Source organism: uncultured Nevskia sp. (assembly GCF_903885465.1).
Taxonomy (GTDB): Bacteria; Pseudomonadota; Gammaproteobacteria; order Nevskiales; family Nevskiaceae; genus Nevskia.
The window spans coordinates 1-13,157 of record NZ_CAISIQ010000308.1 but is presented as its reverse complement, the minus strand read 5'-3'; the positions used below and the strand labels follow the sequence as shown (position 1 = coordinate 13,157).

Sequence of the window (13,157 nt, the reverse complement as noted above, 5' to 3'; positions counted from 1 at the left end):
CCATCGGCTCAGCGCCCCCGTACCGGGCGCTCGGCCTCGTCGATCACCTGCTTCGCCGCGTGACGCACGGTGGGATGCGGATCATCAAGCGCCGCACGCAGCACCTTCTGTGCTTCCACGCGGCTCAGGCGCCCCAGGCTCTGGATCGCCGCCCAGCGCACGTTCTGGTTGGCATGCGCGGTCAGCGCCTTGATCGGCTCCAGCGACGACTGGTGGGCGAGGCGGCCGAGCACATAGGCGCCGACCCTCAGATTGGTCATTGCGGCATCAGCGTCGTTGGCCTGCCAGGGATGCAAGGTGCCCTTGCTGAACAGCCACTCCAGGGTCTGCACCGGCGCGGTCGCCAGCTTCAGCAGCATCATCGGCAGCTCGACGCGGAAATCAGCCACATGGCAATCGGCATCGATGGCGAGGATTTCGCCGGCGGCAAGCTTGAAGGGCCCGGCAGGCACCAGCTTCAGCGAGGGATCGAACACCGCGTTGTCGTAGCCGGGCGGCAGATCGTAAAGTTCGCCGCTCAACGGCAGACCACTCAGCGCCGTGATCAGCAGATGCGAAGGCGAGCTGTGGATGTAGCGGCGCGGCTTGTCGATCAGCTGCAGCGACAGGGTCCACCCTGGCTCGCGCACCAGCACGATCTGCCGGGCCGACCAGTCGCTGGCCCAATGGCCGATATGAGACGGATCACAGCTCAGCGCATGCAGCGTGTGATTGATCATCTGCCCGGCGAAGCTAGGATCGGCCAGACGACGGAACAGCGGCGTACAAGCCCAGAACGACTCGGGCCGGTCCGGTTTGTAGCGTTCGCGAACATGCTCGGCGAACGCTGCGATCATGGGCATCGGGACGATCATTGATGCGTAGAAGGCATCCGGGTTCGGGCGAAAAAGCCGCCTCGTAGTCACCGCATTTAAGCCTGTCCGCCGGAGTGGCGCCAGCAAACAGTTACATTTTCTTGATCTTCAATCGCTAGAACCCTGCCAAGTCCATCTTCAGCACGGTGTCGTCGAGGCTGTCGAGCAGCGCCGCCTGCGCCAGGGTCTTCGGCAGTTCGTGGCGGAAGAACCAGCGGCAGGTCTGCAGTTTGCCCGTGTAGAAAGCCGCATCAGCCGCTGAAGCCGAGGCCAACGCAGGCTGGGCGACGCAAGCCTGACGCAGCCACAGCCAGGCAATGACCGTATGGCCGACCAGGTCCAGATAGCTGCAGGCGTTGGCGAGAAACAAGTCCGTTTCGCCACGCTGGGCGACGGCAGCAAGCCGCTGGGTGGTGCTGGCTATGCGGCTCACAGCAGCGGACAGCGCCCGGGAATGCTCGACTAGAGCCGTGATCTCGCCAGCAGCCTGCGCCGTCGCCGCGATGCGCGATAGCAGCAGCTTGAGCGCTGCCCCATTGCTCATCAGCGCTTTGCGACCAAGCAGATCGAGCGCCTGGATGCCGTTGGTGCCTTCGTGGATCGGATTCAGGCGGTTGTCGCGATACAGGCGTTCGACCGGATAGTCGCGCGTGTAGCCGTAGCCGCCGAGCACCTGGATCGCCAGCTTGTTCGCTTCCAGACACCACTCCGACGGCCAGGCCTTGGCGACCGGCGTCAGGATGTCGAGCAGCAGCCCGGCGTCGGCACGCGCTTCGGCGGTCTCGGCCGTGGCCTGTTCGTCGACCAGGCTCGCGCAGTACAGCCCGAGCGCCAGGCCGCCTTCGACGTAAGCCTTCTGCGCCAACAGCATTCGCCGCACGTCACTGTGCTCGATGATCGCCACCGGCTTCGACGCCGGATCGCGATTCATGGCCAGCCGCCCCTGCAGTCGGGTCTTCGCGTAGTCCAGCGAATAGCGATAACCGGCGTAGCCGAGCATGGTCGCGCCCAGACCGACGCCAATGCGGGCCTCGTTCATCATGTGGAACATGCAGGCCAGACCTTCGTTGGCGCGGCCGACCAGTTCGCCGTAGCAAGGCTCGCCAGCGACGTCGCCAAAGTTCAGTGCGCAGTTCGTGGTGCCGCGATAACCCATCTTGTGGTTCAGGCCGGCCAGGTGAACGCCGTTGCGCGGGCCGGGGTTGCCGCTGGCATCGAGCCGGTATTTCGGCACGATGAACAGCGAAATGCCCTTGGTGCCGGCCGGCGCGCCGTCGATCCGCGCCAGTAGCAGATGGACGATGTTGTCGGCCAGTTCGTGCTCGCCGCCGCTGATCCACATCTTGTTGCCGCTGATGCGATAGCGGCCGTCCGCTTCCGGTGTTGCACGGGTGCGGATGTCGGCCAGCGAGGAGCCGGCCTGCGGCTCGGACAGGCACATGGTGCCGAAGTAGCGACCGGCCAGCATCGGCTGCAGGTAGCGGCTTTTCTGTTCCGGCGAGCCATGCACGCGCAGCAGATTGGCCGCTGCCGTGGTCAGGAACGGATAGGCGGCGGTGCCGCAGTTGGCGCCGACGAACAGGCCGTTGACTGCGGAAGCAATCGTGTACGGCAGCTGCAGCCCGCCGAGTTCGGCATCGAAAGACGCGCTGAGAAAGCCGCCGTCGACATAAGCCGCGAGCGCCGCCTTGACCTCGGGAATCAGAGTCACCGTCTGGCCATCGAAGCTCGGCTCGTGAGCATCGGCCTTGGCGGCATGCGGCAGGAACTGCTCCACGGCCAGGCGATGCGCGGCGTCGATCACCGCTTCGAAGCTTTCGCGGTCGTGCATCGCGTAGCGGCTGCGCGCGCACAGCGCTTCGACATCGAGCAGTTCGTAGAGCAGGAACGACAGATCGCGGCGATTGATCAGCGGGGACATGGCATCGGCTTCCGGGGCCAGGATCGGCTCGAGCGGACGCTATGTCAGCCGGCTCGACGCAGCAAGAGATGGCAAGCCGCGCGGGCTGCTCCGCTGCTGCTTTTGAGGCAGCGCAGGGCTATTCTTTGCGTCAACACTTGTACTCTCGGAAACCTCTGATGAACGCTCCCTTGTCCGCTGCCACCGTGCCTGCCGTCGACGCCGCCGAACTCGAACTGTTCCGCGACAACGTCATCCGCTTCTTCGCGGAAAACGTCGAGCCGCATTACGAGCAATGGGAGAAGGACGGCAAGTTCCCGGCCTCGCTGTACACGGACATGGGCGCCAACGGCCTGCTCTGCGTCGACATGCCGGAGCAGTACGGCGGTGCCGGCGCGCCATTCGAGTTCTCGATGGTGGTGCTCGAAGAAGCCGCGCGCATGGGCTTCCTGGCGCTGGCCTCGAACCTGTCGGTGCATTCCGATATCGCGGCACCCTACATCCTCCATCTCGGCACCGAATTCCAGCGCCAGAAGTACCTGCCGAAGATGGCCAGCGGCGAGTGCATCGGCGCCATCGGCATGTCCGAGCCCGGCGCCGGCTCCGATCTGCAGGGCATCAAGACCAGCGCGCTGCCGGATGGCGAAGGCGGCTACGTCATCAATGGCTCGAAGACCTTCATCACCAATGGCCAGCACGCCGGCGTCGTGGTGCTGGCGACCAAGACCGATCCGAAGTCGGGCGCCAAGGGCACCACGCTGTTCACCTTCGACACGTCCCTGCCCGGCTTCAAGCGCGGCCGCAATCTCGACAAGATCGGCCTGCACTCGGCCGACACCAGCGAACTGTTCTTCGACAACGTGAAGATCTCGGCCGATGAAGTGCTGGGCCGGGTCGGCGGCGGCTTCGGTCACCTGGTCGACGAGCTGCCGCGCGAGCGCCTGGCCCTCGCCGTCACCGCCGTCGGCCACGCGCAGGGCGCACTGGAAAAGACCATCAAGTACACGATGGAACGCAAGGCCTTCGGCAACTCGATCGCCAGCTTCCAGAACACCCGTTTCGAACTCGCGAAGTGCAAGACCGATGTCGAAGTGCACCGCGCCTTCGTCGAAAAATGCAGCGCGCAATACGCACTCGGCAAGCTCGACGTGTCGACCGCCGCGATGGTCAAGCTGTCGACCACCGAGATGGAAGGCCGAGTCACCGACGCCTGCCTGCAACTGTTCGGCGGCTACGGCTACATGACCGAATACCCGATCAGCCGCTACTGGGCCGACGCGCGCATCCAGCGCATCTACGGCGGCACCAGCGAGATCATGAAGGAAGTGATTGCGCGCAGCCTGGTCGGCCGCTGAGCCCAGGCTCACCTGCAGGTCGGCCCTTGGCCGACGCCGCACTCGTCAGCAGCGCGTCGCGGCGGCCACGTGTCGACCTACCACGACACAAACCTCAAGCCTCGCCCCCAACCTCCGGCACCGCATCCTTGACCGGATGCGGCTCGTCCTTCGGAAAGCGGAAGCTGCGCCAGCCGATCAGCACCGCGATGCCGCCGGCGCAGCACATCAACCCGACCACGCCGGGCCAGCCGGCCCAGTGCCAGACCACGGCCGGGATCACGCCGCCAGCGCTGCCGCCGAGGTAGTAGCAGGTCACGTACAGGCCGACTGCCGGGCCGCGCTCGCGCCCGGCCGCTTCGCTGACGAAGCTGGTGGTCGTGGTCTGGGCGATGAACAGGCCGAGCGAGAACAGACACAGGCCGATGCCGATCACCGGCAGCGACGGGAACAGGGTCAGCAGCAGCCCGGTCGCGCCGAAGGTCCAGGCCATTACCAGCACCTTGGCGTGACCATAGGCGTTCAGCAGCCGGCCCGAGTACGGCGTGACGACGATGCCGGCGAGATAGACGACGAAGATCGTCGACAGCGCCGCCGGACCCAGCGAGTACGGCGCCTGCGACAGATGCAGGGTCATGTAGGTGAAGCCGCCGACCAGCGCGAACAGCATCAGGAAGCCGGTCGCATACGCACCGCGCAAGCCCGGGCGCAGCAGCAAGGGCAGCAGCGGCGTGCGCGGCGTGCCACGCAGCCTGGGAATATCACGACCCGGCGGCAACCAGATGCGAATCAGCAGCGCGAGCGCCAACTGCAGTAGCGCCAGCGACGCAAAGGCCCAGCGCCAGCCGGCGAACTCGGCCACCACGCCGGACAGCAGCCGGCCGCAGAAACCGCCTCCGATGGTGCCGGCGACATAGACCGCCGTCACCGCCCTCGCCTCCGCCGCCGGCCATTCCTCGGCGATGTAGGCGACGGTCACGGCGAAGATGCCCGGCAGGCACAGGCCCTGGATCAGACGGATCAGCATCAGCGATTCCGGCGTCGGCGCCAGACCGGCGAACAGGCCGGGGACGACCGCGAGGAAGGCCGCGATGACGATCACCCGGCGACGCCCGAAACGATCGGCCAGCAGCCCGGCGAACGGCGCGGCGATGGCAACGCCGAAGGTGCCCGCCGAAACGATCAGGCCAGCGCGTGCAGCGTCATTGCCAATCCAGTCGCGCAGCAGCGGCAGCAGCGACTGCGGCGCGTAAAGATTGATGAAGGCCGCGATGCCCGCGAGGGTTACGGCGATGCGGCGACGGTTCACTGCGCACCGCCGCAGCGACCGTCATTCCCGCGCAGGCGGGAATCCAGTTCTTCGCATCCAGCAGTGCGCGAGCATTTAGACTGGATTCCCGCCTTCGCGGGAATGACGAAGACAGGCTTCATTCCTGTTGCCGGGTCAGGGCCTACTTCTTGGTTCTTGCCGACTGCGCCGCCAGACGCTTGGCTTTCATCTGCATCGCCGGCGACAGGTCGCTCTTCTTGTTCTTGAACGGGTTGTCGCCGGTCTTGAACTCGAGTTTCAGTGGCACGCCCTGCAGCTTGAAGGCCTCGCGGAAGGTGTTCGCCAGGTAGCTGACGTAGCTGTCCTTGAGTTTGTCGGTCTGGTTGCCGTGAATCATGATCGCCGGCGGATTGCGGCCGCTCTGGTGGCAGTAGCGGAGCTTGATGCGGCGGCCGAGGATGGCGTGCGGCGCGTGCTTTTCAACGGCGGCGATCAGCACCCGGTTCAGTTCCGGCGTGGCCATTTCGCGGGTCGTCGCTTCATAGCCGGCGACCACGTGTTCCATCAGTTCGCGCAAGCCCGAGCCGTGCAGCGCCGAGACGAAATCGACCGGCACGTAGTCGAGAAACGGCAGCTTGAAATCGACCATGTCGCGCACCCACTTGCGCTTGTCCATGTCCAGGCCGTCCCACTTGTTGACCGCCAGCACCATCGCCCGGCCGTGATGGGCGACCAGGCCCATGATCCGCGCATCGTGAGTGCCGATCTCGTCCTGGGCGTCGACCATCGAGATCACCACATGGGCGCGGTCGATGGCCTGCAAGGTCTTGACGATCGAAAACTTTTCGATCACTTCGGTGACCCGCGACTTGCGGCGGACACCGGCGGTATCGATCAACTCGAACTTGCGGCCGCCCCACTCGAACGGCACGCTGATCGAATCACGCGTGGTGCCCGGCTGTTCGGACGACAGCACGCGGTCTTCGCCGATCAGGCGATTGACCAGGGTCGACTTGCCGGCGTTCGGACGGCCGACGATTGCCACGCGGATGGTGCCGTCGTCCCACTCCGGCTCCTCGGTGTTCGCCGGCGTATTGGCCAGCAGATCGCGGAGCAGGCCGCCGATGCCGTCACCGAACTCGGCGGAGATCACCGTCGGTTCGCCCAGACCCAGCTTGTAGAAGTCGGCGACCAGCATCTTGGTCATGCCTTCCGACTTGTTGGCCAGCAGCCGTACCGGCTTGCCGAGCTTGCGCAGCACGTTGGCGATCTCGATATCCGAGGCCATCAGGCCGGCCTTGGCATCGACCAGGAACAGCACGGTGTCGGCGTCCTCGATGGCAATCCGCGCCTGCTGCTCGGCGAGCAGGGCCAGCGCATCGGCGGATTCCGGCATCAGGCCACCGGTATCGACGACGATGAAGCGCTTGCGCTCGAACGTGCCCTGGCCGTACTGGCGATCGCGAGTCAGGCCGGCGTAATCGGCGACCAGCGCATCGCGACTATTGGTGAAGCGGTTGAACAACGTCGACTTGCCGACATTCGGACGGCCGACGAGGGCGATGACCGGCAGCATGCCCGGCTGCTTTTGGGGCTCGGCCGCATCAGGCGCGACGGCTTCGGGGGAGGCGACGGGGGGCACTTCGGGGATGCTGCTCATGATTCACTTACCACCAGAAAAAACGAGGTACCGGCGGCCAGCCTACGCGGGCGACGCCATGACGACAAAAGCCCCGGAGCGCTGACGCTACCGGGGCGTGGACTGCGGCCCGATGCAATAGGCATCGAACCCGGCTTCAGCCCAACCGGAATTCCCGGCTCGGCCTCGCCACTTGTGAGCGGCCTACTTCGCCGGCGCGATCTGGTAGGCGGCGATATCGCCAGAGACGTTGAGCACGTAAAGACGCTCGCCATCGCTGACCGGCGCGGCAATCACCGCATCGCCGCCCAGATTGCCCCGCATGACCTCGTGGCCATCACCCGATTCGAACCAGTGCAGGTAGCCCTTGTAGTCGCCGGCGACGATGTACTTGCCGATCACGGCGGGCGGCGACAGGCGACGGAATTTCAGCGTCTCCTGCTTCCAGTTGACGGCACCGGTATCGGCATCGAGCGACCACAGCAAGCCATCGTTGTCGGTGACATACAGATGGGACTCGTCGGTGCTCATGCCGGTGTAGCTCTTGATGCTGCGGCGCCAGCGGCTTTCGCCGGCCACCGGGTCGATCAGCGCGATGTCGTTGCCGTAGCTGACCGCGTAGATGCCGTTGTCGGCAGCAAGCAGATCGGCGTCGACGTCGGTCAGGCGTTCCAGCTCGGAGCGGCCGGTCGGCACCGACAGATTCTGTTCCCAGGCCGGCACGCCGTCGGCGAGGTTCAGCGCCACCAGCTTGCCGCTGTCCAGACCGATGTAGACGCGGTTACCGAGAATCAGCGGCTTCGACAGCCCGCGCAGCGTCAGATTCGGCTCCGCACGATCGAAGTTCCAGACCCGGCTGCCATCGGCGACCGACAAGCCGAACTGACGGCCATCGACGCTGCGCACGACGACGATGTCGCCGCTCGCCACCGGGGCGGCGACCACTTCGCTGAGCAGGCGATGACGCCAGGCTTCCTTGCCATCGGCGCGCTTCAGCGCGATCACGTCACCGTCGAGCGTGCCGACATAGACCAGATCGGCAGCGACCGTCGGGCCGGAAATCACTCGCGACTTGGTCTTGCTCTGCCAGATGGTGGCGCCGGTCTTCGGATCGATCGCGAACACACCGCCGTTGATCGCGGCGGCGTACAGCGCATCGGATTCCAGGTCCAGACGCAGGCCGGAATAGAAGCCGCCGCTGCCGTTGCCGGCCGAGCGCGACCAGAGCTGCTGAACCTTGATTTCCGGCTTGACCTCGACCAGCTTGGTCGGCTCGCGCAGCTTCGGCTTCGACGAACAGGCGGTGGTCGCGGCCAGCGCGGCGATCAGCAACAGGCCCAGACCATTACGCAACACTGGCTTCACGATTTCACCGCCGCGACATCGGCCAGATCATCGATCTTGTGCTGCAGCGATTCGGCGATCGGTGCGTTCGGCGTGCCGGCGGTCTCGCCGCCGAGTCCACCCAAGGCCTTGGTGTAGGCGGCGAGCGCAGCTGCGCGATCGCCTTCGGCAAGCTTGATGTCACCGCGCAGTTCGTCGAACAGCACGGCGTAGCTGTCCGCACCCGCGTCAAGCAGCTTCAGTGCGTCCGGCGCCTTGCCCTGCTGCCAGAGCACACGGGCCAGACGCAGATGGATCAGCGGCTTCAGCGCTTCGTCATCGGCGTGGGCATAGGCCCATTCGAGACGGATGCGTGCGTCGTCGAGCTTGTTGTCGTCGACGGCCGCCTGGGCCAGCTTCATCGCACCGGCCGCCGCGTACGGCGTGGATTCGAAATCACTGGCCAGACGATCGGCCATCTTCACCGCTTCGTCGTACTTCTTGCCGCTGACCGCCGTCTTCAGTTCCTCGAACAGCTGCGAAGCTTCGGCGCGCGTCTGATTCTTCTGGGTGCGGTAGTACTCCCAGCCGAAGATCGCAGCGAGACCGAGGCCCAGACCGACGGCCAGCGGCAACCAGTTGTCCTTCCACCAGCGGCGCAGGTCTTCGACTTGGGCTTCGTCGTCGTAATGGGTGCTCATCGTTGCAGTCTCGGGTCAGCGTCGCGTCAGGGCCAGATTTGAATCGGCTTCGAACCGCTTCCAATCAGGTGAGAAAAATGTGTGTTGAGGAGAGGCTCGCGGCTTCAGAGCGCGAGCCGGCGCGAGAGTTCCGCAGCCAGTTCGGTTAGGGAACAGGTGAAGGCTTCGCCCTCCCCGCGCAGCGATTTTACTTGAACGGCGCCGGCAGCCGCTTCGTCGTCGCCAATGATCAGCGCCAGCCGTGCGCCGCAGCCATCGGCGCGCTTGAGCTGGGACTTGAGACTGCCGCCGCCCGCGTTCAATACCAGGCGCAAACCGGGCAGCTGATCGCGCAGTGTTTCCGACCATTGCAGCGCCACACGCTCGGCTTCGGCACCGAAGCGGCAGAGGTACACCTGCGGCTGGTTCGACACCACCGGCACCTGCTGCACGGCCATCAGCAGGATCAGCCGCTCGATGCCGAGGCCGAAACCGACGCCGGTGGTCTTCGGGCCGCCCAGCTGCTCGACCAGACCGTCGTAGCGGCCGCCGGCGCAGACCGTGCCCTGGGCGCCGAGCTGGTCGGTGACCCACTCGAACACCGTGTGTGTGTAGTAGTCGAGGCCTCTGACCAGCCGCGGATTGATGACGTAGGCGATACCCAGCGCTTCCAGCCCGGCCTTGACGGCATCGAAGTGGGCGATCGAGGCCTCGTCCAGGTAATCGAGCAGCGACGGCGCGCCTTCGACGATCGCCTGGGTCGCCGGCACCTTGGAATCAAGCACCCGCAGCGGATTGGTATGCAGGCGGCGCCTGGCGTCTTCATCGAGCGCGGCTTCGTGCTGCAGCAGATAGTCGATCAGGGCCGCGCGATGTGCCGCCCGCGATGGCAGGGTGCCAAGGGTATTGATCTGCAGCTGGAAGCCGCTCATGCCGAGGCGCTTCCAGAGCTGCGCGGCGATGGCGATGATCTCGACATCGGTATCCGGCGTGGCGATGCCGAAGGCTTCGACATCGAGCTGATGGAACTGCCGATAGCGGCCAGCCTGCGGACGCTCGTAGCGGAACACCGGGCCGGTGCACCAGATGCGCTGCTGCTGGTTGAACAGGATGCCGTGCTCGATGCCGGCGCGGATCACGCCAGCGGTCAGCTCGGGACGCAGGCTCAGGCGCTCGCCGCCGCGATCCTCGAACGAATACATCTCTTTCTCGACGACATCGGTCACTTCGCCGACGGCGCGCTTGAACAGCTCGGTGCGCTCGACCACCGGCAGGCGCAGCTCGCCATAGCCGTAGGCGGCGAACACCTGGGCAGCAACGGCATGGACGTGCTGCCAGGCCGACGAATCGGCCGGCAGAACATCATTCATGCCGCGTACGGACTGGATCTTCATCGCTGAATTCTGGAAACCGGCAAGGCTGCGGCGCTAAGCCGGAACGGGAACAGGAGGGGCAACGACTGAACTCAGGGCGTTGCGGCGGGCGCAGCTGCCGGCTCGACAAACGGCAAGCTGATGCGGGCCGTCGAGTTGTCGCGCATGTGCGGCTTGAGGTCGAAGGGCTTGCCGTCGAATTCCACCGTCACGCCCGGCACATAGCCGATGAACAGCGCATACGGCAGGCGTCCGCGCAGCACCTGATGATCGCCGGCCCGCTGGTTGCCGGAGAGCAGCAGGCGGCCGTCGGCATCATCCACTCTCACCCAGGAGGTGGCGCTGAAGTTGAGCACCAGCGCGCCTGAGCCGGTGACGACGGGTTCCGCCGGGCTGGCTGCAGCAGCGGCAGCCGGCTCGGTGCCGGTCACGGCTGCGCCTGAAACTGGCGCTTCGCCTGGCGTCGGCGTCGCGAATTCGCTGGCGGGAACACCCGGCTGGGCATCGAGCGATGAAGTCGGCGCCGGAGCCGGCTCGACGACGGCAGCTGGCGGCGGCGCGGTTGGTTCGATCGTCGGCGCCAGGCTCGGTGACTCGTGGACCAGGAACCAGATGCCGGCGCCGATCGCCACCGCGATGGCGAGCACCAGCGGCAGGCTCGGGCCACCGCCGCGGCGGCTCATCGAACCCATCGTCGAACCGCCGCTGCCGAGCAGCAGCTTGGTCGGCAGCGGCGGCGCCTTCGGCCCCAGCAGCTTGTCGTAGGCGCCGATCAGCTCGGCTTCCGGCAGCTTCAGCACCTTGGCGCACTTGCGGTAGTAGCCGCGCACGTAGACCGCTTCGTGCAGGGTCGAGAAATCATCGCTTTCCAGCGCTTCGAGGGTCGGCTTGGCGAGGCGCGTCTGCACCGCCAGTTCCTCGATGCTCATCGCGGCACGTTCGCGGGCCGTGCGAATCATCCGGCCGGGGCCGCCGGCGGCGCTCGGGGCAGCGGAATTCGAGTCAGGCTTTGCAGCGTCGGTTTCGGTAGCCACGCGCAGGGTCGGGATGATCGGATCGGAAGTCATGGTGCAGGCAGATTCTTCTGTAGTTGCACAGCCTGGTCGGATTCTGGGAACTCGCGCAGCAAGGTCTGCTCGTAACGACGGGCCGCCACCTTGTCGCCGAGCTTGCGTTCGGTGAAGGCGGCGATCAGCAGGATTTCCGGCGTCCGGACGCCCACTTTCTCATAGCGCTGAATGAAAGCGCGGGTGCGCAGCCAATCGTTGCGGCGGAAAGTCAGCAGCGAAATCTGCGCCAGCGCATCGGCAAAATCCGGATTGATCTTCAGCGCCTGGCGAAAATCGTTCTCGGCCACCGGCAGATTGCCGGCCTTCATCTGGCAAACGCCGGCATTGGTCCAGGCCGCTTCGGGCGTCTGATAATTGCGATCCGCCAGCGCCACCTTGAACGCGCGATCGGCCTCGGCGTACTTGCCCTGGCCGCACAGGAACACGCCGAAATTGTTGTGCGTGCCGGCGTCATTCGGCGCCAGCGCCAGCGAACGGCGGTACTCGCGCTCGGCGTCGACGCGGTTGCCGGTCTGGGTCAGCACATAGGCAAGCGCGGTGTGCGCCGGGGCGTAGCGTTCGTTCTGCTCGACCGCCTTGCGCAGCTTTTCCTCGGCCACGTCGTAGCGGCCCTGGCGAGCGTAGTCGCTGCCCAGCTGGGTGTTGATGCGCGCCGCTTCGATCAGATCCGGTGGCGACTGCGGCCTCAGGTTGCCAGTGGTTTCGGTGACGCAGCCGCTGATCGCCATGGTGATCAAAACGAGCAGCAGACCGCGCGCAGCAAAACTCATTGCACGCGCACCGGGATGTCGCCAAGCCGCTTCTTCTGCTTGCTCTGAACCTTCCCCACCAACTGGCCACAGGCTGCGTCAATGTCATCGCCGCGGGTGCGACGCGTCATCGTCAGCAGGCCCTTGGCGCGAAGAATCTCGGAAAACCGAGTGATCGCTTCCGGCGTCGAGCGCTTGTAGCGCGCTTCCGGAAACGGGTTGAACGGAATCAGATTGACCTTCGCCGCCTGACCCTGGCCGTTGAGCAGCTTGGCGAGTTCGCGGGCGTGCTCGGGCTGGTCGTTGACGCCGTCGAGCATCACGTACTCGTAGATGATGTGCGACTTGCGATCCTTGCCTGCGAGGTAACGCTTGCAGGCCTCCATCAATTCGGCGATCGGGTACTTCTTGTTGATCGGCACCAGCTGGTCGCGCAGCTTGTCGTTGGCCGCGTGCAGCGAGATCGCCAGTGCGGTATCGACATCACCACCGAGGCGATCGATGAACGGCACCAGACCGGAAGTCGACACTGTGACCCGGCGCTTCGACAAACCGAAGCCGAAGTCGTCGAGCAGAATCCGGATCGCCGGCAGCACGTTGTTGTAGTTGGCGAGCGGCTCGCCCATGCCCATGAACACGACATTGGAAATGACGCGCTCGTTCTGGAAATCGCCGCCGAGTGTCTTGCCAGCGAACCAGACCTGGGCAACGATCTCGGCCGTGCTCATGTTCCGCGAGAAGCCGCCTTGGGCGGTCGAACAGAACGAGCAATCCATCGCGCAACCCGCCTGCGAGGAAATGCACAACGTGCCTCGATTGGCTTCCGGGATGTAGACGGTTTCGATCATCGTCACCGGCTTGCCTTCGGCCTGTTCGAGCTTCAGCACCCATTTGCGGGTACCGTCGACCGAGACCTGCTCGGTGACCAGCTCGGGCGGACGAATGACGAAATGCGCGGCCAGGCG

At 65.4% G+C, this 13,157-nt stretch carries 11 protein-coding genes; 1 reads left to right on the top strand and 10 read right to left on the bottom strand.

The features are described 5' to 3' along the window. Positions 1-8: 8 nt before the first annotated feature. Both QZY06_RS11975 and QZY06_RS11970 read right to left on the bottom strand, forming a co-directional pair. The gene (locus QZY06_RS11975; RefSeq protein WP_295684560.1) at positions 9-842 is read right to left on the bottom strand and encodes a HEAT repeat domain-containing protein; all 834 of its coding nucleotides are present in this window, start codon (positions 840-842) and stop codon (positions 9-11) included. A 127-nt stretch (positions 843-969) separates the two neighbouring features. Next, a complete protein-coding gene (locus QZY06_RS11970; RefSeq protein ID WP_295684557.1) occupies positions 970-2,775 on the bottom strand; it encodes an acyl-CoA dehydrogenase in 1,806 nt (601 codons plus the stop codon). 158 nt (positions 2,776-2,933) lie between these two features. Here QZY06_RS11970 and QZY06_RS11965 point away from each other — a divergent pair, with 158 nt between their 5' ends. Then, positions 2,934-4,109: an acyl-CoA dehydrogenase family protein gene (locus tag QZY06_RS11965; RefSeq protein WP_295684554.1), complete on the top strand. Its 1,176-nt coding sequence runs from the start codon at positions 2,934-2,936 to the stop codon at positions 4,107-4,109. Positions 4,110-4,203: 94 nt separating this feature from the next. On the opposite strand, the gene QZY06_RS11960 is transcribed toward QZY06_RS11965, so the two are convergent. The 8 genes from QZY06_RS11960 to rlmN all read right to left on the bottom strand — a co-directional run. Beyond that, complete coding sequence (locus QZY06_RS11960) at positions 4,204-5,397, bottom strand: MFS transporter (RefSeq protein WP_295684551.1); 1,194 nt, start codon at positions 5,395-5,397, stop codon at positions 4,204-4,206. A 142-nt stretch (positions 5,398-5,539) separates the two neighbouring features. Beyond that, positions 5,540-7,018 (bottom strand): ribosome biogenesis GTPase Der, encoded by a 1,479-nt coding sequence (gene der, locus QZY06_RS11955; RefSeq protein ID WP_295684547.1) that lies wholly within the window; start codon positions 7,016-7,018, stop codon positions 5,540-5,542. Positions 7,019-7,201: 183 nt separating this feature from the next. Further along, the gene (gene bamB, locus QZY06_RS11950) at positions 7,202-8,362 is read right to left on the bottom strand and encodes an outer membrane protein assembly factor BamB (RefSeq protein WP_295684544.1); all 1,161 of its coding nucleotides are present in this window, start codon (positions 8,360-8,362) and stop codon (positions 7,202-7,204) included. Beyond that, positions 8,359-9,021: a tetratricopeptide repeat protein gene (locus tag QZY06_RS11945; RefSeq protein WP_295684542.1), complete on the bottom strand. Its 663-nt coding sequence runs from the start codon at positions 9,019-9,021 to the stop codon at positions 8,359-8,361. Before QZY06_RS11945 ends, bamB begins: the two co-directional genes overlap by 4 nt. A gap of 104 nt (positions 9,022-9,125) precedes the next feature. After that, positions 9,126-10,394, bottom strand: a complete 1,269-nt coding sequence (gene hisS / locus QZY06_RS11940; RefSeq protein WP_295684539.1) for a histidine--tRNA ligase — start codon at positions 10,392-10,394, stop codon at positions 9,126-9,128. A gap of 71 nt (positions 10,395-10,465) precedes the next feature. Beyond that, entirely contained in the window at positions 10,466-11,440 is a 975-nt protein-coding gene (locus tag QZY06_RS11935) for a RodZ domain-containing protein (protein ID WP_295684536.1), read from the bottom strand. Further along, the gene (pilW, locus tag QZY06_RS11930; RefSeq protein ID WP_295684533.1) at positions 11,437-12,213 is read right to left on the bottom strand and encodes a type IV pilus biogenesis/stability protein PilW; all 777 of its coding nucleotides are present in this window, start codon (positions 12,211-12,213) and stop codon (positions 11,437-11,439) included. Before pilW ends, QZY06_RS11935 begins: the two co-directional genes overlap by 4 nt. Next, on the bottom strand, positions 12,210-13,157 hold a 948-nt coding region (gene rlmN / locus QZY06_RS11925; RefSeq protein WP_295684530.1), incomplete at its 5' end, for a 23S rRNA (adenine(2503)-C(2))-methyltransferase RlmN. The genes rlmN and pilW, both read right to left, overlap by 4 nt.